Genomic DNA, 21609 nt, shown 5'->3' on the forward strand with positions numbered 1-21609 from the left:
CTACGGCCGACCCGGCAGTCACCCGGGCGACTCTAGTTCATCGGCGCCGTACGCCGCCACGGATTACGCTCCTGCAACTGCTGGGCCACTTCCAGGAGTTGGTACTCCGTGCCGGGGCGTCCCACCAACTGCACGGCACACGGGGCGCCGGAGGGGAGGGTTCCGCAGGGGACCGACATGGCGGGCCAGCCGGTGAGGTTCCACGGGGGCGTCAACGGCGAGTAGTTCGTGTTGGCCAGGACGTTGCTCAGCCAGCCCCGCTCGTGCCAGGGCGCGGCCTTGGGGGAGCGGCGGGCGAGCGCGGGCGTGAGCAGCACGTCGTACTCGGTGAAGAACGGCTCCATTCGCCGGCGCAGTTGCTCCCGGGCCGCCCCGGAGCGCACGCTGCCCATGAAGGGCCGGCCGAGTCTCGCGTGGATCCGGGTGCGCCGGGTCAGCAGACGCGGGTCGAGGTGCTGGGCGTCCGCCGCGGTGCCGGCCGTCCAGTGGGCCAGTGAGGTCGTGGCGAGCGACATCGGGTAGGGCGGGTCGGCGCGCCGGACCAGGTGGCCCGCCTTCATCAGCACCCCGGCCGCCTCCCGTGCGGCCGCCGCGTACGGCCGGCTGATGGTGACGCCGGCCACCGGACTGCGCAGCGACACGGCGACCCTGAGGGGGCCGGGCTCGGCGCGGAGGGCGGGCTCGTCGTCCGCGAGCACCGAGAGCATCAGACGGGCGTCCTCGACGGTCGTGGCGAGCGGTCCGTTCTCCGACAAGCCGAACCAGCCGCCGTCACCGTCACCCGCCGGGACCACTCCGTGTCCCGGCTTGATGGTGACGAGGCCGCAGTTCGCGGCCGGTATGCGCAGGGAACCCATGCCGTCGTTGCCGAGGGCGATCGGCACCATCCCGGCGGCGACCGCGGCGGCGCTGCCGCCCGATGAACCGCCCGCCGAGCGCGTCGGGTCCCAGGGGTTGCGGGCGGTGCCCAGCACGCCGTCCGTCGTGCCGAAGACACACAGCTCGGGCACGTTGGTCAGGCCCACGACCACCGCGCCCGCCGCCCGCAGCCGGGCCACCGTGACATGGTCCTGGGCGGCCGGAGTGTCCGGTGTCGCGGCCGAGCCGACGCGGGTGGACTCGCCGCGCACGGCGAGGTTGTCCTTGACGGCCACGGGCACCCCGGCCAAGGGCAGACGGTCGAAATCGCCGCGTGCGGCCACCTCGTCGGCCTCCGTCAGCGCCGCCTCGGCGCGCACGCTGCGGAAGGCACCGACACGGCCGTCGAGCCGCTCGATCCGCGCGAGGTGCTCGGCGACCACCTCGCGGGGGGTGACCCGCTTCTCGCGTACGGCGGCGGATATCTCGGCGGCGGTGCGGCCGGCCCAGGTGGTCACAGAGGCTCCTCGACGTGAAGGACGGGCTTACTGGCGAGTACGTAGGGAGAACTGTGCACCGGCCGGGGGCGCACGTCGAGGCCCTCAGCGCAGGTGGCGTGCGAAGAAGGCCTCGGTGAGGTCCATCGAGGTCGGCCACTTCGGCCCGAAGGTGTGTCCCTCACCGGCGTGGGTGCGCAGGTCCACGTCCTTGCCCGCCTTCTCGAACGCGGCGGCGACCTGCCGTGACCAGCGGGGAGGGCAGGTGTCGTCCGCCGTGCCGTGCTGGATCAGCAGGGGCTCGGTGACACGGTCGACGTACGTCAGGGGCGAGACCGCGCGCCAGAACGCCGGGTTCTCCTCCGGCGTGCCGTGCTCCTCCTCGATCTCGGCCACGAGGGGATCGCCTTCGGGCCGCTGGAAGTGGTCGATGTTCTCCTCCGGGCGTGCGCTCACCGGCGCGTACACCACCGCGGCGTCGAACAGGCCGGGCGCAACGACCAGGGTGTTGTACACGACCCCGCCGCCCATCGACCGGCCGAACAGCCCGATCCGGTCGCCGTCGATCTCTCGCCGCCCGGAGTCGCGCAGGGCCAGGGCGGCGCCGATGACGTCCTCGGTGTAGCCGAGGCGCAGTCCGACGTCGTTGCCGGGATCGTCGTCGGAGCGGGCGTGGTTGCGGTAGTCGGTGTGCAGGACGACGTAGCCGCTGCGGGCCAGGCGGTCCTGCTCCCGGGGCATGCCCTGGCCGCTGAAGTAGACGTCCGGGTCGATGTACCCGTGCGCCAGCACGAGCGCCGGGAACGGGCCCTTGCCCTCGGGGATGTTCATGATCCCCGAGATGGTCAGACCGTTCGCCTCGTAGGTGACGGCGTAGCGGGTGTAGGCGGAGGTCCGGTCGAGCACCGCGCCGAGACGCAGGCCGGAGCCGGTGTGCTTCCGCTGCATCAGGGCCGGGAGGGAGACGGGGTCGGCCGGGGTGGGGGAGGGCGTGGTGCGGGGGTGCTCGCTCGTGGCCCGGGTGGACGTAGGAGAGGCCTCGGGCGCGCTTTCGTCCCCGCCGCCGGTACAGCCGATCGCGACGGCCGCCAGCAGTCCGGCGGTGACCCAGGCCGTGCCCCGCAGTCGCATACGGCCCATTGTGGCCCACGTCACCTTCCTCGATGTCACATCGGGCCGAGCCGCCGGCTCATAAGGGCGTAAGCATCGACAACGACACAGGAGTTCACCATGAACGCGCGACTGGACGTCTTCGCCCTCCCGAGCGCCGCCAAGGTCATCAAGCAGTTCATGTCCCTGGGGCGGCTGGTCGTGGACTCACCGCTGCCGGCCACCACCCGGGAGCTGGTCTCGCTCCGCGTGAGCCAGATCAACGGCTGCGCGGTCTGCATCGACATGCACACCAAGGAGGCCGCGGCGGCGGGTGAGACCTCCGTGCGCATCAACCTGGTCGCCGCGTGGCGGGAGGCCACCGTCTACACCGAGGCCGAGCGCGCCGCACTGGAGCTGGCCGAGCAGGGCACCCGCATCGCGGACGGCGCCGGCGGGGTGCCGGACGACGTGTGGGAGCGGGCCGCCAAGCACTACGACGAGGAGCAGCTCGTCGCCCTGGTGACCCTGATCGCCTTCATGAACACGGCGAACCGGCTGAACGTCATCCTCCAGCAGCCGGCGGGTGACTACCAGCCCGGTCAGTTCAAGTAAGCGGCGGCACATCGGGCCCTGGGGACCGTCCCTGGGGCCCGAGCTGTGCCCGCAGCCACTCCTCCACCTCGCCCACGTGGGCGGCCGCCGCCGCGCGGGCCGCCTCCGGGTCGCGGGCGGCCAGGGCGCGGTGGATCGCGGCGTGTTCGCGGCGGGTGCGGGCGAAGGCGCCCTCCTCCTGGTAGCCGCGCCAGACACGGGCGCGGAACGTCCGCGACGACAGGCCCTCCAGGATCGCGGCCATGGTCTCGTTTCCCGCGGCCACCGCGATCTCACGGTGGAAGGCCAGGTCGTGGGCGAGGATCTCCTCCGGATCGTCCGTGGCGTTCATCGCCGCCAGGTGCTTCTCGACCTCGGCCAGCTGGTCCGCGGTGATCCGGGCGGCGGCCAGCGCCGTCGCCGTCGACTCCAGGATCCGCCGGATCTCCAGCAGTTCCACCAGACGCGGGCCGCGCGACAGGTCCGCCACGACGCCGAAGGTCTCCAGCAGGTCGCCGGCCTCCAGCTGCGTGACGTAGATGCCCGACCCGTGCCGGGCCTCCAGCACGCCCAGCACCGTGAGCGCGCGGATCGCCTCCCGCATCGAGCTGCGGGAGATGCCGAGCTGGACGGCGAGGTCACGCTCGGTCGGCAGCCGCTGGCCCGGCTCCAGCCGGCCCTCGCCGATCATCGCCTTGATCCGCTCGATGGCGCGCTGCGTCACGGTGCCCTTCTGCGGGGCTGTCTCGTCGTCCACGCCATTCCTCCGATCACCGGCTGTGGCGCAGTCTAATCCGCGAGGTGGTCGGACCACTATGCGCCAGAAGCGCGAAAATCTGGTGTCACAGGGTGTTCTGGCGGGCGAGTGGTCTGATAAGTATGCGGACATCTGCTGGAACACCGGTCGATGGGAGCACCCTCGGATGCCCGGAAGCACAGTGCGCAAGCGGAACACATCCCGGATCGTCGGCACGGTGGCTCTCGCCGCCGGTGCCTGTCTCGTGCTCGCCGCGTGCGGCAGCACCAAGGACACCGGCGCCTCCAGTGCCGGCGGCGGTGACGGCAGCGGCAAGGTCGGGGTCGTCCTGCCCCTGCTGACCTCGCCGTTCTGGCAGTCGTACAACGACTACGTGCCCAAGATGGCGAAGTCCGAGGGCGTGGACGCGATGAAGACCGTCAACTCCAACAGCGATCCCTCGCAGCAGATCACCGACATCAACAACCAGCTCAACCAGGGCGTCAAGGGCCTGGTCGTCGCGCCGCTGGACAGCGCCGCCATCGAGGCGGGCCTCGACCAGGCCGAGCGCAAGGGCGTGCCGGTCGTCGCCGTGGACGTGGCGCCCGACAAGGGCAAGGTCGCCATGGTCGTCCGCGCGAACAACGTGGCGTACGGCGAGAAGGCCTGCCAGTACCTGGGCGAGCACATCACCTCCGGCAAGGTCGTGCAGATCATGGGCGACCTCGCCTCGGTCAACGGCCGCGACCGCTCCGAGGCGTTCCGCGCCTGCGTGAAGAAGAACTTCCCGAAGCTGAAGGTCCTGGAGATCCCCGCCAAGTGGGAGTCCGACGCGGCGGCCTCGAAACTCGACACCCTCCTCAACGCCAACCCCGACATCAAGGGCATCTACATGCAGGCGGGCGGTGTCTACCTCGCGCCCACCCTTCAGACCCTCAAGTCCAAGGGGATGCTGAAGAAGGCCGGGCAGCCGGGGCACATCGCCATCGTCTCCAACGACGGCATCCCGCAGGAGTTCGACGCGATCCGCAAGGGCGAGATCGACGCGACCGTCTCCCAGCCCGCCGACGCCTACGCCAAGTACGGCATGTACTACATCAAGGCGGCGATGCAGGGGAAGACGTTCAAGCCCGGCCCGACGGACCACGACTCGACCATCGTCAAACTGCCCAGCGGCATCCTGGAGGACCAGCTGCCCGCGCCGCTGGTCACGAAGGACAACGTCGACGACCCCAAGCTCTGGGGCAACACGGTCAAATGACGACGTCACTCGTTGAAGCGCGGGGCATCGTCAAGCGGTACGGCCCCACCACCGCCCTCGCCGACGGGCGACTCACCGTTCTGCCGGGCGAGTCCCACGCCCTCGTCGGGCGCAACGGCGCCGGCAAGTCGACCCTCGTCAGGATCCTCACCGGCCTTCAGGCCCCCGACGAGGGCACCGTCCGCTTCGACGGCGACCCCGCGCCCCCGCTCACCGACCGCGACGCCTGGCGCCGCAAGGTCGCCTGCGTCTACCAGCACCCGACGGTCGTCCCCGAACTGACCGTCGCCGAGAACCTGTTCATCAACCGGCAGCCGCTCCAGCGGGGGTTCATCAGCTGGCGCCGCCTGAAGACCGAGGCGGCCCGGCTCCTCGACACCTGGGACGTGCGCGTCGACCCCGGCGCCCGCACCGCCGACCTCAAGGTCGAGGACCGGCAGATGGTGGAGATCGCCCGGGCCCTCAGCTTCGGCGCCCGCTTCATCATCCTCGACGAACCCACCGCCCAGCTCGACAACCGTGAGATCGAGCGGCTGTTCACGCGCATGCGCACCCTCCAGGACTCGGGCGTCACCTTCCTGTTCATCTCCCACCACCTCCAGGAGGTGTACGAGGTCTGCCAGACCGTCACGGTCCTGCGCGACGCCCGCTGGATCACCACAGCCCCGGTCGCCGACCTGCCCCGCCGGGCCCTGGTGGAGGCCATGGCGGGGGAGACGATCGCCGAACAGGCCGAGCGGCTGAGGACCGTCGCGGCCGCCGGGCCCGTCCTCCTCGACGTCCGCGGCCTCACCTCGCCCGCGTATCAGGACGTCGACCTCACCGTCCGCCGTGGCGAGGTCGTCGGACTCGCCGGATCCAGCGCCAGCGGCAAGATCGAGCTCGCCGAGTCGTTCACCGGACTGCACACCCCCACCGGCGGGACGGCCCGTGTCGACGGCGCTCCGCTGCCGTTCGGCGACGTCCAGGCCGCGCTGAAGGCCGGCGTCGGCTTCGTCCCCCGCGACCGGCACGACGAGGGGCTGGTCTTCGGCATGTCCATCGGCGACAACGCCACCCTCAGCGTCCTGGACCGGCTCGGCCGCTTCGGCTTCGTCGGCACCGACCGCAAGCGCGGTGTCGCCACGGCGCTGATCGAACGCCTCGACATCCACGCGGAGGGCCCCGACCAGCCCGTGTCGGACCTGTCCGGCGGCAACGCGCAGAAGGTCGTCATGGCCCGGGCCCTCGCCTCCGACCCACGGCTCCTCGTCCTGGTCAATCCGACCGCGGGCGTCGACGTGAAGTCCAAGGAGTCGCTGCTCGCCCGGGTGGACAGCGCCCGCGAGGACGGCACCGCCGTGCTGGTCGTCTCCGACGAACTCGACGACCTCAGGCGCTGCGACCGGGTCCTCGTCCTCTTCCACGGCCGGGTCGTCGCCGAGCACCCGGCGGGCTGGCGCGACCACGAGCTCATCGCCTCCATCGAAGGAGTGGACCATGGCTGACACCAAGGCGGCCCCGCCGCTCGCGCCCGCGCGAGCCACCGACCCGCGCGCCGCCAAGGCCGTCCTGCTCCGCCGCGCCCGCGAACTCGCCCTGGTGCCCGCCCTGTTGCTGCTCCTGGTGCTCGGCGCGGTGGTCAACGACTCGTTCCTCACCGAGCGGAACATCGTCTCGATCCTCGGCGCCTCCGCCGCCCTCGCGATGGTCGTGCTCGCCGAGTCCCTCGTGCTGATCACCGGCAAGTTCGACCTGTCCCTGGAATCGGTCGTCGGCATCGCACCGGCCGTCGGCGCCCTGCTCGTGCTGCCCGCCGCCGCGTCCGGCTGGGGCACCGAACTCCCGGCGGCACTCGCCCTGCTGGCGGTCCTGGTCGCGGGCGCGGCCGTCGGCGCCTTCAACGGCGTCCTGGTCGTGAAGTTCAAACTCAACGCGTTCATCGTGACGCTCGCCATGCTGATCGTGCTGCGCGGCCTGCTGGTCGGCGCGACCAAGGGCAAGACGCTGTTCGGCATGCCCGACAGCTTCTACTCGCTGGCGACCACCACCTTCCTCACCGTCCCGCTGTCCGTTTGGCTCGCCGCGATCGCCTTCGCGGTGGCCGGGCTGGTCCTGAAGTACCACCGGGTCGGCCGCGCCCTGTACGCCATCGGCGGCAACGCGGACGCGGCCCGGGCGGCGGGCATCCGCGTGGAGCGCGTCATGCTCGGCGTGTTCGTCGTCGCGGGCGTCCTCGCCGCCGTCGGCGGCATCATGCAGACCGGGTACGTCGGCGCGATCAGCGCCAACCAGGGCCAGAACATGATCTTCACCGTGTTCGCGGCCGCGGTGATCGGCGGCATCGCCCTCGACGGCGGCAAGGGCACCATGTTCGGCGCCCTGACCGGCGTCCTCCTGCTGGGCGTCGTCCAGAACCTGCTCACCCTCGCCCAGGTGCCGTCGTTCTGGATCCAGGCCATCTACGGCGGGATCATCCTGGTCGCCCTCATGATCGCCCGCGTCACCACGGGCCGCGCCCAGGACTGACCCGCCCGCCTCCGCAACCGACCCGAAAGGCCCCCTGTGTCCCCGACGCCCGCCCGCATCACCGCGGTCGACACCCACGACATCCGCTTCCCCACCTCGCGCGAGCTCGACGGCTCCGACGCGATGAACCCGGACCCCGACTACTCGGCGGCCTACGTCGTCCTGCGCACGGACGCGGCCGACGGGCACGAGGGACACGGATTCGCCTTCACCATCGGGCGGGGCAACGAGGTCCAGGTCGCCGCGATCGACGCGCTGCGCGGACACCTGATCGGCCGCTCCGTCGACGACCTGTGCGCCGACCCGTCCACCCTGAACCGCGACCTGATCGGCGACAGCCAACTGCGCTGGCTCGGCCCCGAGAAGGGCGTGATGCACATGGCGATCGGCGCGGTCGTCAACGCCGTGTGGGACCTGGCCGCCAAGCGCGCCGGCCTGCCGCTGTGGCGGCTGCTCGCCGAGGCCGAACCCGAATGGCTGGTCCGCCAGGTCGACTTCCGCTACCTCACCGACGCCCTCACCCCCGAGGAGGCCCTGACCCTGCTGCACCAGGGCAGAGAGGGCGCCGAGGAGCGCACGGCCCGGCTGCTGGAGCGCGGCTACCCCGCCTACACCACCTCGCCCGGCTGGCTCGGCTACGACGACGAGAAACTCACGCGGCTCGCCGCCGGGGCCGTCGCCGACGGTTTCCGGCAGATCAAGCTCAAGGTCGGCGCCGACCTCGACGACGACATCCGCCGCTGCCGCGTCGCCCGTTCCGTCATCGGCCCGGACATCCGCATGGCCGTCGACGCCAACCAGCGCTGGGACGTCGACGAGGCCATCCGCTGGACCAAGGCGCTCGCCGAGTTCGATCCCTACTGGATCGAGGAGCCCACGAGCCCCGACGACATCCTCGGCCACGCGGCGATCCGCCGCGCCGTCGCCCCCGTGAAGGTCGCCACCGGCGAGCACGTGCACAACCGGATCGTCTTCAAACAACTCCTCCAGGCCGGCGCGCTGGACGTCGTCCAGATCGACGCGGCCCGCGTCGGCGGCGTCCCCGAGAACCTCGCGATCCTGCTGCTCTCGGCCAAGTTCGGCGTCCCGGTCTGCCCGCACGCGGGCGGCGTCGGCCTGTGCGAACTGGTCCAGCACCTGTCGATGTTCGACTACGTGGCCCTGACCGGAACCACCGAGGACCGTGTCATCGAATACGTCGACCATCTGCACGACCACTTCCTCGACCCGGTGGTCATCCGCGAAGGTCATTACACGGCACCCTCCGCGCCGGGCTTCTCGGCCGCCATGCGGCCCGAGTCGCTGGCGCGGTTCACCTACCCGGGCGGCGAGTTCTGGGCCGCCGACCTCGACAAGCAGAAGAAGGGTCGGGCTGCATGAGCGACTTCGAGGGCATCAAGGCCCTGGTGACGGGCGGCGCCTCCGGCATCGGCCGGGCCACCGCGGAACTGCTGGCCGAGCGCGGCGCACAAGTCGCCGTCCTCGACCTGGACCCGTCGTCGGTCGACAAGCCCCTGCTGGCCTACCGGGCGGACGTCACCGACGACACGTCCGTGCGCGAGGCCGTGGCGGCGGCCGTCGCCGACCTCGGCGGGCTGGACGTCCTGGTCAACAACGCGGGCATCGGCGCCCAGGGCACCGTCGAGGACAACTCCGACGACGACTGGCACCGCGTCTACGACGTCAACGTCGTCGGCATGGTGCGCACCGCCCGCACCTGCCTGCCCCACCTGCGCGCCTCCGCGCACGCGGCGATCGTCAACACCTGCTCCATCGCGGCCACCGCGGGCCTGCCGCAGCGCGCCCTGTACAGCGCCACCAAGGGCGCCGTGTACTCGCTGACCCTCGCCATGGCCGCCGACCACGTCCGCGAAGGCATCCGCGTCAACTGCGTCAACCCGGGCACGGTCGACACGCCGTGGGTCGGCCGCCTCCTCGACGCCGCCCCCGACCCGGCCGCCGAACGCGCCGCCCTGGAGGCCCGCCAGCCCACCGGCCGCCTGGTCGGCGCCGACGAGGTCGCGGGCGCCATCGCCTACCTGGCGAGCCCTCTGTCCGGCGCCACCACGGGCACCTCGCTCGCCGTCGACGGCGGCATGCAGGGCCTGCGGCTGCGGCCGGTGGCCCGGTGAACCGGCTCGGCGGCAGCGGCGTCCGGGTCAGCGCCCTGTCCTTCGGCGCGGCCACCATCGGCAACCTGTACACCGAGGTCGGCGAGGAACAGGCCCGCGAGGCCGTGGAGGCCGCCTGGCAGCGGGGCATCCGCTACTTCGACACCGCCCCGCACTACGGCCTCGGCCTGTCCGAACGCCGCCTCGGCGCCGCCCTGCGCGACCGCCCCCGCGACCGGTACACGATCTCCACCAAGGTCGGCCGCCGCCTGGAGCCCACGGACGGCACCGGCGACGACCTCGCCGGCGGCTTCGCCGTGCCCGCCACCCACCGGCGCGTCTGGGACTTCAGCGCCGACGGCATCCGCCGCACCCTGGAGGCCAGCCTGGAACGCCTCGGCCTCGACCGGGTCGACATCGTCTACCTCCACGACCCGGACGAGCACGCCGAGTGGGCCTTCCGCGAGGGCTACCCGGCGCTGGAGAAACTCCGCTCGGAGGGCGTGGTCGGGGCGATCGGTGCCGGGATGAACCAGGCGGAGATGCTCACCCGCTTCGTCCGCGACACCGACGTCGACTTGGTGCTGTGCGCCGGCCGCTACACGCTGCTCGACCAGAGCGCCCTCACCAGCCTGCTGCCCGCCGCCCAGGAGCGGGGCAGGTCCGTCGTCATCGGCGGTGCCTTCAACTCCGGCCTGCTGGCGAACCCGCAGCCGGGCGCCAAGTACAACTACACCGTCGCACCCTCCGACCTGGTCCAGCGGGCGCTGCGCCTGAAGTCCGTCGCCCACCGCCACGGCACCACGCTGCGCGCCGCCGCCCTGGCCTTCTGCGCCGCCCACCCGGCCGTCGCCAGCGTCCTCGTCGGAGCCAGATCGGCACACGAAGTCCGCGACTGCGCCCACCAGTTCGCCGCCCGGGTGCCCGCCGGGTTCTGGCAGGAGCTGCGCGCCAAGGGCCTGCTGCCCGCCGACGCCCCCGTCCCTGGCGAGGAACCGTCCTCCACGACGGCCTCGGCCAAGGAGCCGTCATGAGAGTCGCCCTGCACACCAAGGTCCGCGCCGACCGCGTCGCCGACTACGAGGCCGCCCACCGTGAGGTGCCCGGGGAGCTCACCGACGCCATCCGCGCCGCGGGCGCCACCTCCTGGACCATCTGGCGCAGCGGCACCGACCTGTTCCACGTCCTGGAGTGCGAGGACTACGCCCGCCTCCTCGCCGAACTGGAGAAACTGCCGGTCAACGTCGCCTGGCAGGCCCGCATGGCCGAGCTGCTGGACGTGGTGCACGACTACTCCGGCGAGGGCGCGGACGCCGGCCTGCCCGTCGTCTGGGAGCTGCCGTCATGACCGTGGTCGACGCGCACCACCACGTATGGGACCTGTCCGTGCGGGACCAGGACTGGATCGCCGACGGCAGCCCGATCCGACGCGACTTCACCGTGAAGGACCTCCTGCCCGAGGCTCGCGCGGCGGGCGTCGACCGCACCGTCCTCGTCCAGACCGTCACCGTCCCCGAGGAGACCCCGGAGTTCCTGGCCCTCGCCGACGAGCACGAGCTGATCGCCGGGGTCGTCGGCTGGACCGACCTGACCCGCCCCGACGTGGCCGACGAGCTGGCCCGGCTGCGGGAACTGCCCGGCGGGCGGTACCTCAAGGGCATCCGGCACCAGGTCCAGGGCGAGCCGGATCCGCAGTGGCTGCTGCGTCCGGACGTACGCCGGGGCCTGACCGCCGTGGCCGACGCGGGACTGGTGTACGACCTGGTCGTGCTGCCCCACCAGCTCCCGGCCTGCACGAAGGCGGCCGCCGGTCTGCCGCAACTCACCTTCGTCCTCGACCACTTGGGCAAGCCGCCCATCGCCTCCGGCGCACTGGAACCCTGGGCGTCCGACCTCCACGCCCTCGCCGCGCTGCCCAACACCGTCTGCAAGCTCTCCGGCATGGTCACCGAAGCCGACCTCGTGTCCTGGACGATCGACGACCTGCGCCCGTACGCCGACGTCGTGCTGGAGGCCTTCGGCCCGGACCGCCTGATGTTCGGCTCGGACTGGCCGGTGTGCACCCTCGCGACGGCCTACGGCGACGTGCTCGACACCGCGCGCCGGCTGACCGGCCCGTCCGACCACGCCCGGATCTTCGGGTCCACCGCCACCCGCGTCTACGACCTCTGAACGGTCTCCGCCAGCCGCGTCGGCGGCAGGAACTCCCGTACGTACGTCCGCTCCCAGCACGCGCCCGTCTCCCGCAGCTCGCTCCAGGTCGTGTAGCGGTAGCGGAACAGGCGGGCGCGCACGTACCGCGGGGGCTCGTCCGGCGGGAACGGCGAGCGGCGCAGCAGCTTCAGGGTGTCGCGGTCGTTCTCCAGCAGCCGTTCCACCAGGGCGCCGAACCAGGACCCGGCGTACGCGGGGGAGAGGGCCGCGAACCACATCAGCCAGTCGAGCCGCAGATGGTACGGCGCGAACTGGCGCGGCCAGCGCCGGGGATCACCGGGCTTGCCCTTGAACTCGTACTCCCGCCAGTCCGAGTCCTCACGCGGCACGTCGTCGGCCGTGCCCTCGACGACCACCTCGTGGCGGACCCGGCTGACGCTGCCGAACGCGCCGTAGGTGTTGACCAGATGGAGCGGGTCGAAGGACCGGTTCATCACCTGGCGGCGGGAGATCATGTTGCGGACCGGCTGGTAGCTGAGCCCCAGCAGCAGCGCGGCGACCGCGAGGACCACGACCTCGTACCAGAGCGGCGCGCCGGGCACCGACGGCGGATCGGCCGGGAACCGCACCGCCGACAGGGCCAGCACGATCGTGATCCAGTTCAGCCAGGCGAAGTTGCCCGACAGCACCAGCCAGAGCTGGGTGACGATCATCAGCGCGGCAGCGGCCGTCGCGACCGGCTGCGGCGTGAACAGCAGGAAGGGCACCACGAGTTGGGTGAGGTGGTTCGCGGCCACCTCGACCCGGTGCAGGGGCCGGGGCAGATGGTGGAAGAACCAGCTCAGCGGGCCCGGCATCGGCTGCGTCTCGTGATGGTGGTCCAGGCACGTCAGCTTGCGCCAGCACTCGTCGCCGCGCATCTTGATCAGCCCCGCGCCGAACTCCACGCGGAACAGGATCCAGCGCAGGAGGAACAGCACGACGACGGGCGGCGCCACCTCGTCGTTGCCGAGGAACACGGCGAGGAAGCCGACCTCCAGCAGCAGCGACTCCCAGCCGAAGGAGTACCAGGTCTGCCCGACGTTGACGATCGACAGGTACAGCACCCACGGCACCAGCCACAGCAGCATGCCGCCCCACAGCGGCAGCAGCGAGTCCAGCCCGGCCAGCAGCGCCGCCGCCACCGCGCAGCCCGCCCACGCGCAGACGGCGAAGAAACGGTCGGAGTAGTGGAGCTGGAACAGGCTCGGCGCCCGCTTGAAGGGCACCCGCTCGACGAACTTCGGCACCGGCAGCATGCCGCGCTGCCCGATCAGCGCGCGGAACTGCAACGCCGCCGTCAGGAACGCGACCAGGTAGACGGCGGCCAGCGCCCGCTGGAAGACCAGCCGGCTCAGCCAGTAGTCGGATGCGGTGAACCAGTCCACGGCCGTGCGCTCCTCCCAGTGCTGCGCCGGACCCCGTCGTCACGCTCCGCGTGCAACCGCTCCGGTTGCGTGACCCGAGTGAGTGAAGCAAACAATAGTGATCAATTACCTCATTCATGACGAAGTTGTCTGGAGAGCGAAGTGCGGACACCTACCGGGACCTTCGCCACGGCCTGCGCGCTCTTCGTGACGTTCCTCCTCTCGGGCTGCGGCGGCGAAGGCGGCGGCGACGGCGAGGGTGACGCCGCGGGCGCCGGCGGGGCACTCTTCCTCCAGGCGGCCGCGGCCCAGGGGCCGAACCCCTTCACGGACTCCACGGCCACCACGACGGCTACCCCGTCCCCCATCCCCCGAACGCCCGAGACGGCCGGCCCGGGCGACGCGGCCCCGGTCTCCGCCGACCTGAGCGGCCTGCGCTCGCTCTCCGGCGGAACACCCGGCCTGTACGGCGGCATCGAGCGGACCGGTAGCTGCGACGTCGCCCGGCAGATCGGCCACCTCGCCCGCGACCGGGCCAGGACACGCGCCTTCGCCCGGGTCGCGGGCGTCTCCCCGGCGTCCGTCCCGGACCACCTGCGCAATCTGACCCCGGTCGTGCTGCGCGCCGACACCCGCGTCACCAACCACGGCTTCCGGGCCGGCCGGGCCGCCGGCCACCAGGCCGTCCTCCAGGCGGGCACCGCCGTCCTGGTCGACGACCGGGGCGTGCCGCGCGTCCGGTGCGCCTGCGGCAACCCGCTCCGCCCGCCGGTGGCGCTGCGCGGCACGCCGGCCGTCAAAGGCACCCCGTGGCCCGGCTACCGGCCCGGCCAGGTCGTCGTCGTGACGCCCGCGCCGCAGACGATCGCCGACTTCACGATCGTCGACGTCACCACCCGCACCTGGATCGAACGGCGGATCGGCCACGACGTACGCCGCGACCGGGCCCTTCCGCCACCGGTCTGGGCGACGAACTCCCCGGCGCCGACGCCCCAGCCGTCCGGGCCACCGCCCCTCGCCCCGCGCGAGTCCGGCGTCTTTGCGGACCCGGACAGCGCGTCCTCCTGGGACGTGAGCTCCCCGGATGACATCGGCCCCCCGGACACCGTCACGGACGCACCACCGCCCGACGAGCCCGGCCCGCTGCCCGACGAACCGCCCCCCGACGATGCCGGCGGCCTCGACGAGGTCGGCCCCGTCGCCGTGCCGGACAACCCCGATCTGCCCGACGGAGCCGGGCTGATTCCCGACGATCCGGCCGACGACAGCATCCTCGGCAGCCCCACGGACGTCTTCGGTAACTGAGGGCCGGTTCGGCGGAGCGGCCCGTAAACTCAGCACATCCGGTCGAAGAATCGGACGAATCCTGGCAAGGTGGGCCCATGGCTGATCGGGGAGCGAGCGCCCTGTCCCTCCCGGACGACTGGCCCGCCCACCCGGACCCGATTCTCGCGCTCAACCGGATGGGCAGTTTCGACTGGGATCTGGACACCGGCCTGATGCAGATGGACGCCCGGGCCCACGAGGTCTTCGACGTGCGCCCCGACGAGTACGACGACCACCCCGAGACCCTCTCCAAGCGCGTCCCGCCCGGCGAGGCCCGGCGCCTGGACACCGCGGTGAGCCAGGCCCTCAAGGACGGCAGCGAGAACTACGGCGCCTACTTCCGCGTCCGCCGCCGCGACGGCTCCCTGCGCTGGACCCACACCCAGGGCTACATCCGGCGCGACGACACCGGACGGCCCCGCCGCATCATCGGCATCGTCCGGGACGCCACCCAGGAACTCGCCGAGAGCGAGGCCCGCAGCGACCAGGCCGCCCAGGACGAGGCCCGCCGGCAGCAGACCAGCGTCGTCGAACTCACCACGGCCGCCCTCGCCCACGCCCGCACCGTCCAGGACGTCATCGACGTCCTCAAGGACACCCACGGCCTCACCCACCTGGGCGCCACCAGCCTCGTCATGGGCCTGGTCGAGGCCGGCCGCATCCGCCTGGTCGCCGAGGGCCCCTCGGACAGCTTCGTGCCCGGCACCCGCGTCACCCGGATCGACGAGCCCTACCCGATGAGCGAGGCCGTACGGACCCTCGCTCCCTGCTTCATCGAGTCGCCGGAGGAGTTCGCCGAGCGCTACCCGATCCTCTGGCCGCACATCACCGAACTGAACATCACGTCGGCCGCCTATCTGCCCCTCATCGTCCAGGCACAGCCGATCGGCGCGATGGGCCTGCTCTACAGCGACCGGCACGGTTTCACCCCCGAGGAGCGCAACATCCTCGTCGCCCTCGGCAGCAGCATCGCGCAGAGCCTCCAGCGGGCCATGTTCTACGAGCAGGAGATGGACCTCGCGCAGGGCCTCCAGCAGGCCATGCTGCCCCGGACCATCCCGAGCGTGCCCGGGGCCGACATCGCCGTCCGCTACCGCGCGGCCACCATCGGCGGCTCCCTCGGCCGTGACATCGGCGGCGACTGGTACGACCTGATCCCGCTGCCCGGCGGCCGGGTCGGCGCCGTCATCGGCGACGTCCAGGGCCACGACACGCACGCGGCCGCCGTCATGGGACAGTTGCGCATCGTGCTGCGCGCCTACGCCGCCGAGGGGCACACCCCGGCCACCGTGATGGCCCGCGCCTCCGTCTTCCTGCACGAACTCGACACCGACCGCTCCGCGACCTGCCTCTACGCGGAGGCCGACCTGTCCACCGGCGTGCTCCAGGTGGTCCGGGCCGGCCACATCGATCCGCTCGTGCGGCAGACCGACGGCTCCTGCCGCCGCGTCACCGTCCCGGGCGGTCTGCCGCTCGGCCTGTCCGCCGAGTTCGGCCGCCTCGACTACCCGGTGGGCACCGTGGAACTGGACCCGGGCGAGACCCTGCTGCTGTGCACCGACGGACTGGTGGAGCAGCCCGGCGCCGACCTCGACGACGGCATGCGCACCCTGACCGCGCTCGTCGCCACCGGTCCCGACGACGTACGGGACCTCGCCGACCGGCTCATCGACGTGGCCGCCGAACGCGGCGGCGACGACGACGTGGCGCTGCTCCTGTTGCGCCGGCGGGGGCCGGACGGCCCGCGTTCCGGCCGCCGGCTCCAGTGGCTCGTCGCCCCCGGCGATCCGGCGGCCCTGGCCGAGGCCCGGCACACGATCCGCACCGCGGTCGGCGTCTGGGGAGCCGCGGACCGCGCCGACGAGATCGAACTGGTCGCCGACGAGCTGATCACCAACGCCCTGATGCACACCGAGGGCTCCGCGATCGTCACCCTGCGGGCCCTCACCGGTTCGGAACGCCGGCTGCGCGTCGAGGTCGAGGACTCCTCCAGCGCCCTGCCGCGCCGCCGCGAGGCGGGCGAGTCCGGCGTCTCCGGGAGGGGCCTGCTGCTGGTCGAGCTGCTCACCGACCTGTGGGGCGTGGAGGCGCGCGGCGGCGGCAAGGCCGTGTGGTGCGAGTTCGTGGTGCCCGACCCGGAATGAGACCGCGTGGCACTCTGGACCTATGCCGGAACTCCCCGAGGTCGAGGCGCTCAAGGACTTCCTCACCGAGCACCTCGTCGGCCACGAGATCGTACGGGTGCTGCCCGTCGCGATCAGCGTCCTGAAGACGTACGACCCGCCCCTGTCCGCGCTGGAGGGCCACGAGGTGGCCGCCGTGCGCCGGTACGGCAAGTTCCTCGACATCAAGGCCGCGGACGGCCCGCACTTCGTGACGCACCTGGCCCGCGCCGGCTGGCTGCACTGGAAGGACCGCCTCCCCGACGGCCCGCCCCGCCCCGGCAAGGGCCCCCTCGCCCTGCGCGTGGCCCTGGAGACCGGCGCCGGTTTCGACCTGACCGAGGCCGGCACCCAGAAGCGGCTCGCGGTGTACGTCGTGGCGGACCCGCAGGAGGTCCAGGGCATCGCCCGGCTCGGCCCGGATCCGCTGGCCGGCGACTTCGACGAGCGGCGCTTCACGGAACTCCTGGCCGGTGAACGGCGGCAGCTCAAGGGCGCGTTGCGCGACCAGAGCCTGATCGCGGGCGTGGGCAACGCCTACAGCGACGAGATCCTGCACGCGGCGAGGATGTCGCCCTTCAAGCTGGCCGCGTCCCTGAGCGAGGAGGAGACCGGGCGGCTGTACGCGGCCCTGCGCGACACGCTCACCGAGGCGGTCGAACGCTCCCGGGGTGTGGCGGCCGGCCGGCTGAAGGCCGAGAAGAAGAGCGGCCTGCGCGTGCACGGCCGCACGGGTGAGCCCTGCCCGGTGTGCGGCGACACCGTCCGCGAGGTGTCCTTCAGCGACTCCTCGCTCCAGTACTGCGCGACCTGCCAGACCGGCGGGAAACCGCTGGCGGACCGCAGGATGTCCCGGCTGCTGAAGTGAGCCGCCGCGGACGACGGCGTTCTGGATCCATCGCGCCGGCCGGCGCCGTCGGACCGGACTACAGAAGCGCCGGCGCGTGGAACTCGCCGAGACCGGAGGTCCCGTCCCGGTCCAGCCAGTAGCGGCGCGGTTCGGCCAGCATGACGCCGACGCTGACGGCGAGGATGCCGGGGATCCCGGACAGTTCGTCGTCGACGAAGCGCGCCAGGGCGGAGCGGTCGGTGACCAGGCCGGTGGCGAGGACGGACATGTCGCTGGCCACGTGGACGGCGAGCCGGGTCTGGGGGAGCCGGTCGATGCGGTGCATGACGTCGGGGGTTTCGCCGGGGGCCACGCGCAGACGGAGCATGAAGGGGGTCTGGAAGCCGAGCCATTCCGACACGATCTCCAGGCGCGGTTTGACCCACCCCTCGTCGAGGACCCGGCGGACGACGCGGTGCGCGGTGGAGGTGGCCAGACCGGCGGCCCGGGCGATGCTCGCGGCGGATGCGCGGCCGTCCTGGATGAGCTGGGCGACGACCGTGCGTTCGGCCTCGCTGAGCGGTTTGGCGGGGGGTGTCGCCGTCGCGGTGCCCTCGGGGCGGGCCCCGGTGAGCTCGAGCAGGCCGGCGCGTTCGGCCTCGGTGAGGAACCGGGGGTCCCAGGTGATGCCACGGCGCAGGGTGCTGAGGGCCGGCAGGGCGTTGACGCGGCGGACGCCGGGGATGGAGAACATCCGGTCGATCGCCTCGCTCGTGGCGCCCTCGGAGGGGGCGTGGACCACGACGTAGAGGGGGTAGTCGCCGGAGATCTGTGCCAGGAGCTGGACGTGGGGCAGGTCACGGAGCCGGTGGAGGACGGCCAGCGGGGTTTCGCCGGTAATGTCCAGGAAAACGTGGACCGGCATCGTCGTGGAGTGCATGCCCCAGTCGGCCTGCCCGATCACGCGGACCATCCGGGCCTCGTGCAGCCGGTCGTAGCGGCGTTTGAGCGTGCCGGCGTCGGCGGCCAGGATCCCGCCGATGTCGTCCCAGGTGGCCCGGGGTGCCAGGTGAAGTGCGCCGATGAGGCGCCGGTCGAGCTCGTCCAGGAGAGGGCGGGTCATAGCACTCCACCTTAGACTGCCGATTAATCCCACTGTTACATCCAGAGGCTAGAGAATCTCTCATCGGAGTGCCATTGTTCGCAGGAACATCCCTCGAATGTGCGAAGAGGAACCGATGAGTACCACCTCCGCCCAGCCCCAGCCGACCGAACCGCGGTCGAGACTCCTGCGCGCCGCGTTCCGGAGTTTCGCGGCGATCGAGAAGGTCGGTAACAAACTCCCCAACCCGTTCTGGCTGTTCTGGATCCTCGCGGGGGTCGTCGCCGTCCTCAGCGCCGTACTGGCGGCAGTCGGCGTCAGCGCCGTGCACCCCGGCACGCACGAGACCATCGACGTGCGGAACCTGCTCAGCAAGGACGGCCTCACCATGGCCGTCGAGGGAGCCGTCGACAACTACGCGGCCTTCCCGCCGCTCGCCACCATCCTCACCGTGATGTTCGGCATCGCCGTCGCCGAGAGGAGCGGGCTGTTCGCCGCCCTGCTGCGCCGCATGGTCGCGCGGGTGCCGGGCAGGTACCTCACCTTCGCCCTGTCGATGACGGCCATGGTCAGCCATGTCGCCGGCGACGCCGCCTACGTCACCCTCATCCCGCTCGGCGCGCTCATCTTCCGCGCGGCGGGCCGCAGCCCGGTGCTCGGCTGCATCGTCGCCTACGTCTCGATCTCCGCCGGCTACGACGCCTCCCCTTCGCTCACCCCCACCGACGTCCTGCTGTCCTCGATCTCCACCGCCGCCGCCCACACCATCGACGGCGACTACGTCGTCACCCCGGTGGCCAACTACTTCTTCGGGCTCGGCTCGTCGGTCCTCATAGCCCTGGTGATCACGCTCGTCGTGGACAAGGTCCTCTCCCGCCGCTCGGACCTGGAACCCGACGAGCCCGTCACCGGACCCGACGCCTCGGACCTGACGGCGATCCAGATCACCGAGCAGCAGCGCCGTGCCCTGCGGGTGACCGGGCTGGTGGCCGTGGGCTTCCTGGGGCTCCTGGCGGTGTCGATGATTCCCGCGTCCTCACCGCTGCGCGGCGAGGACGGCGGCATCGTCGACTCCCCGCTCATCGGCGGGATGGCCCTCGTCCTCGGCGTGTTCTTCGCCCTGCTCGGCACCGTCTACGGCCGGATGACCGGCACCTTCTCCGCCGCCCGCGACATCATCGCCGCGATGGCCGACGGCACCCGGTCGATGGCGCCGATCCTCGTCCTGTTCTTCGCCATCTCCCAGTTCCTGGCCTACTTCAAGTGGACGAACATCGGCAACATCCTCGCGGTCCAGGGCGCGGAGACCCTGCGCGAACTGGACATGCACGGCTGGACCGTGCTGGTCGGCATCGCCGTGCTGATCACCTTCATGAACCTCCTCATCACCAGCGGCTCCGCGCTGTGGGCGCTGGCCGCGCCGGTGCTCGTGCCCATGCTGATGCTGATCGGGATCGAGCCCGAGACCACCCAGGCCGTCTACCGCGTCGCCGACTCGGTCACCAACTGCGTCACCCCGATGAGTCCGTACTTCGTGATGGCCCTGGGCTTCATCCAGCAGTACCGCAAGTCCGCCGGCATCGGCACCCTGGCCTCCTTCACGATTCCGATCGCCGCCGTCGTCTGGGTCGTCTGGATCGCGTTCTTCGTGGCCTGGTACCTGCTGGGCATCCCCTTCGGTGTCAGCTGACCCGGCACCTTCCGCCGAGAGAACGCAGCCCCCGCTTCCGCCCCGCCTTCGTCCGAGAAAGCAGATCATGACCGCATCGCCTGCCGCCGCCCTCTCCGCACGCGCCCAGGACGTCTCGCCGGAGATCGTCACCGACATCCTGACCCTCGTCCGCCACGAGACCAGCAGCCACGACCTCCCCGGACTCGCGGCGGGGCTGGACCTCCTGCGCGAACTGACGGTCCACCGGCTCGGCCGGCCCGACCACGAACAGCGCCACCCCGGCGGTGCGTGCGGAGACACCCTCACCCTGACCTACACCGGCACCGGCGCCGGTCACGTCGCGCTCGTCGGCCACTACGACACCGTATGGCCGGCCGGCACCCTCGCCGGATGGCAGCAGCCGGAGGCGTCCGACGACGGCCGGGACAAGCTCAGCGGGCCGGGCATCTTCGACATGAAGACCGGCCTGGCCCAAGGCATCTGGGCCCTGAAACTGGCCCGGGAGAGCGGCGCACCCGTGCCCGCCGTCACCTTCCTCTTCAACGGTGACGAGGAGATCGGCTCCCCGTCCTCACGGCCGGTCATCGAGGAGGTCGCCCGGAAGGCCGACGCCTCGCTGGTGCTGGAGCCGACCGCCCACGGCGCGGTCAAGACCGCCCGCAAGGGCTCCGGGATCTTCCGGGTGACCGCCTCCGGCGTCGAGGCGCACGCCGGGCTCGCGCCTCAGGACGGGGCGAGCGCGATCACCGCCCTGTCCGAGTTCGTGGTGGCCGCCGCGGCCGTGGCCGCCCCCGGCAGGGGCACGACGGTCAACACCGGGCTCATCGAGGGCGGCTCCGCCACCAACGTCGTCGCCGGGCAGGCCACCGCAAGCGTCGACATCCGGGTCAGCAGCGTGGCCGAACAGGCCCGCGTCGACCGCGAACTGGACGCCATCGAGGTCAGCGACCCCCGCGTCCGCATCGAGATCGAACACGCCTGGAACCGGCCGCCGATGACCCTCAACGCAGCCTCCGCCCCCCTCCTGGGCCTGGCCCGCGAGGTCGCCCGAGAGCAGGGCCGCGACGGCCTGCCCGACGCCGCCGTCGGCGGCGCCAGTGACGCCAACTTCATCGCAGCGCTGGGCCTGCCGGTCCTCTGCGGCATGGGCGCGGTCGGTGACGGCGCCCACGCACGGGGCGAGTTCATCTACCCCGACACCGTGCCCGCCCAGACCGCCCTGGTCGCGGGGCTGCTGGGACGACTGGCCCTACCGCTGCGGGACCGAGCGACGGCGCCCTGACGCACGGCACGCGGGAGCGCCG

General features: G+C 72.0%; 19 protein-coding genes. 14 read left to right on the forward strand and 5 right to left on the reverse strand.

The features are described 5' to 3' along the window. Nucleotides 1–32: 32 nt before the first annotated feature. Nucleotides 33–1376 carry an amidase gene (locus CP976_RS37865; RefSeq protein ID WP_150484388.1) on the reverse strand — a complete coding sequence of 448 codons (1344 nt, stop codon included), beginning with the start codon at nt 1374–1376 and terminating at the stop codon, nt 33–35. 84 nt (nt 1377–1460) lie between these two features. Next, nucleotides 1461–2486 (reverse strand): alpha/beta hydrolase family protein, encoded by a 1026-nt coding sequence (locus CP976_RS37870; RefSeq protein ID WP_150484389.1) that lies wholly within the window; start codon nt 2484–2486, stop codon nt 1461–1463. A 99-nt stretch (nt 2487–2585) separates the two neighbouring features. Here CP976_RS37870 and CP976_RS37875 point away from each other — a divergent pair, with 99 nt between their 5' ends. After that, complete coding sequence (locus CP976_RS37875; RefSeq protein ID WP_086851414.1) at nt 2586–3059, forward strand: carboxymuconolactone decarboxylase family protein; 474 nt, start codon at nt 2586–2588, stop codon at nt 3057–3059. Here CP976_RS37875 and CP976_RS37880 read toward each other — a convergent pair. Further along, entirely contained in the window at nt 3052–3795 is a 744-nt protein-coding gene (locus CP976_RS37880) for a FadR/GntR family transcriptional regulator (RefSeq protein ID WP_150484390.1), read from the reverse strand. The genes CP976_RS37875 and CP976_RS37880 overlap by 8 nt on opposite strands. A 166-nt stretch (nt 3796–3961) precedes the next feature. Here CP976_RS37880 and CP976_RS37885 point away from each other — a divergent pair, with 166 nt between their 5' ends. The 8 genes from CP976_RS37885 to CP976_RS37920 are packed head-to-tail and all read left to right on the forward strand — an operon-like array spanning nt 3962 to nt 11826. Beyond that, nucleotides 3962–5035, forward strand: coding sequence for a sugar ABC transporter substrate-binding protein (locus CP976_RS37885; protein WP_150484391.1), 1074 nt, complete (start codon nt 3962–3964; stop codon nt 5033–5035). Next, a complete protein-coding gene (locus CP976_RS37890) occupies nt 5032–6522 on the forward strand; it encodes a sugar ABC transporter ATP-binding protein (RefSeq protein ID WP_150484392.1) in 1491 nt (496 codons plus the stop codon). The genes CP976_RS37885 and CP976_RS37890 overlap by 4 nt, the downstream gene beginning before the upstream one ends. Beyond that, the gene (locus CP976_RS37895; protein WP_150484393.1) at nt 6515–7543 is read left to right on the forward strand and encodes an ABC transporter permease; all 1029 of its coding nucleotides are present in this window, start codon (nt 6515–6517) and stop codon (nt 7541–7543) included. Before CP976_RS37890 ends, CP976_RS37895 begins: the two co-directional genes overlap by 8 nt. 36 nt (nt 7544–7579) lie before the next feature. Continuing rightward, the gene (locus tag CP976_RS37900) at nt 7580–8923 is read left to right on the forward strand and encodes an L-fuconate dehydratase (protein ID WP_150484394.1); all 1344 of its coding nucleotides are present in this window, start codon (nt 7580–7582) and stop codon (nt 8921–8923) included. Further along, nucleotides 8920–9675 carry an SDR family NAD(P)-dependent oxidoreductase gene (locus CP976_RS37905; RefSeq protein WP_150484395.1) on the forward strand — a complete coding sequence of 252 codons (756 nt, stop codon included), beginning with the start codon at nt 8920–8922 and terminating at the stop codon, nt 9673–9675. The genes CP976_RS37900 and CP976_RS37905 overlap by 4 nt, the downstream gene beginning before the upstream one ends. Beyond that, nucleotides 9672–10688: an aldo/keto reductase gene (locus tag CP976_RS37910; protein ID WP_150484396.1), complete on the forward strand. Its 1017-nt coding sequence runs from the start codon at nt 9672–9674 to the stop codon at nt 10686–10688. Before CP976_RS37905 ends, CP976_RS37910 begins: the two co-directional genes overlap by 4 nt. Then, on the forward strand, nt 10685–11002 hold the full coding sequence (locus CP976_RS37915) for an L-rhamnose mutarotase (protein ID WP_150484397.1): 318 nt from the start codon (nt 10685–10687) through the stop codon (nt 11000–11002). Before CP976_RS37910 ends, CP976_RS37915 begins: the two co-directional genes overlap by 4 nt. Further along, nucleotides 10999–11826 carry an amidohydrolase family protein gene (locus CP976_RS37920; RefSeq protein ID WP_150484398.1) on the forward strand — a complete coding sequence of 276 codons (828 nt, stop codon included), beginning with the start codon at nt 10999–11001 and terminating at the stop codon, nt 11824–11826. The genes CP976_RS37915 and CP976_RS37920 overlap by 4 nt, the downstream gene beginning before the upstream one ends. On the opposite strand, the gene CP976_RS37925 is transcribed toward CP976_RS37920, so the two are convergent. Next, nucleotides 11814–13235: a lipase maturation factor family protein gene (locus CP976_RS37925; RefSeq protein ID WP_150484399.1), complete on the reverse strand. Its 1422-nt coding sequence runs from the start codon at nt 13233–13235 to the stop codon at nt 11814–11816. The two genes, CP976_RS37920 and CP976_RS37925, sit on opposite strands and share 13 nt — an antisense overlap. Nucleotides 13236–13376: 141 nt before the next feature. Between CP976_RS37925 and CP976_RS37930 the strand changes: the two genes are divergently transcribed. The 3 genes from CP976_RS37930 (at nt 13377) to CP976_RS37940 (ending at nt 17570) form a co-directional block, all read left to right on the forward strand. Beyond that, on the forward strand, nt 13377–14519 hold the full coding sequence (locus CP976_RS37930; RefSeq protein WP_150484400.1) for a DUF6777 domain-containing protein: 1143 nt from the start codon (nt 13377–13379) through the stop codon (nt 14517–14519). 77 nt (nt 14520–14596) lie between these two features. After that, nucleotides 14597–16684 (forward strand): SpoIIE family protein phosphatase, encoded by a 2088-nt coding sequence (locus tag CP976_RS37935; RefSeq protein ID WP_150484401.1) that lies wholly within the window; start codon nt 14597–14599, stop codon nt 16682–16684. Nucleotides 16685–16706: 22 nt separating this feature from the next. Continuing rightward, nucleotides 16707–17570, forward strand: coding sequence for an Fpg/Nei family DNA glycosylase (locus CP976_RS37940; protein WP_150484402.1), 864 nt, complete (start codon nt 16707–16709; stop codon nt 17568–17570). 58 nt (nt 17571–17628) lie between these two features. Here CP976_RS37940 and CP976_RS37945 read toward each other — a convergent pair whose 3' ends face one another. Then, on the reverse strand, nt 17629–18654 hold the full coding sequence (locus tag CP976_RS37945; RefSeq protein WP_150484403.1) for an Lrp/AsnC family transcriptional regulator: 1026 nt from the start codon (nt 18652–18654) through the stop codon (nt 17629–17631). A 115-nt stretch (nt 18655–18769) separates the two neighbouring features. Between CP976_RS37945 and CP976_RS37950 the strand changes: the two genes are divergently transcribed. Both CP976_RS37950 and CP976_RS37955 read left to right on the forward strand, forming a co-directional pair. Further along, nucleotides 18770–20323 carry an AbgT family transporter gene (locus tag CP976_RS37950; RefSeq protein WP_150484404.1) on the forward strand — a complete coding sequence of 518 codons (1554 nt, stop codon included), beginning with the start codon at nt 18770–18772 and terminating at the stop codon, nt 20321–20323. Between the two features lie 67 nt (nt 20324–20390). Beyond that, on the forward strand, nt 20391–21587 hold the full coding sequence (locus tag CP976_RS37955) for a M20 family metallopeptidase (RefSeq protein WP_150484405.1): 1197 nt from the start codon (nt 20391–20393) through the stop codon (nt 21585–21587). Nucleotides 21588–21609 lie beyond the last annotated feature (22 nt).

The organism is Streptomyces coeruleorubidus, assembly GCF_008705135.1.
In the GTDB taxonomy this organism is placed as follows: Bacteria; Actinomycetota; Actinomycetes; order Streptomycetales; family Streptomycetaceae; genus Streptomyces; species Streptomyces coeruleofuscus.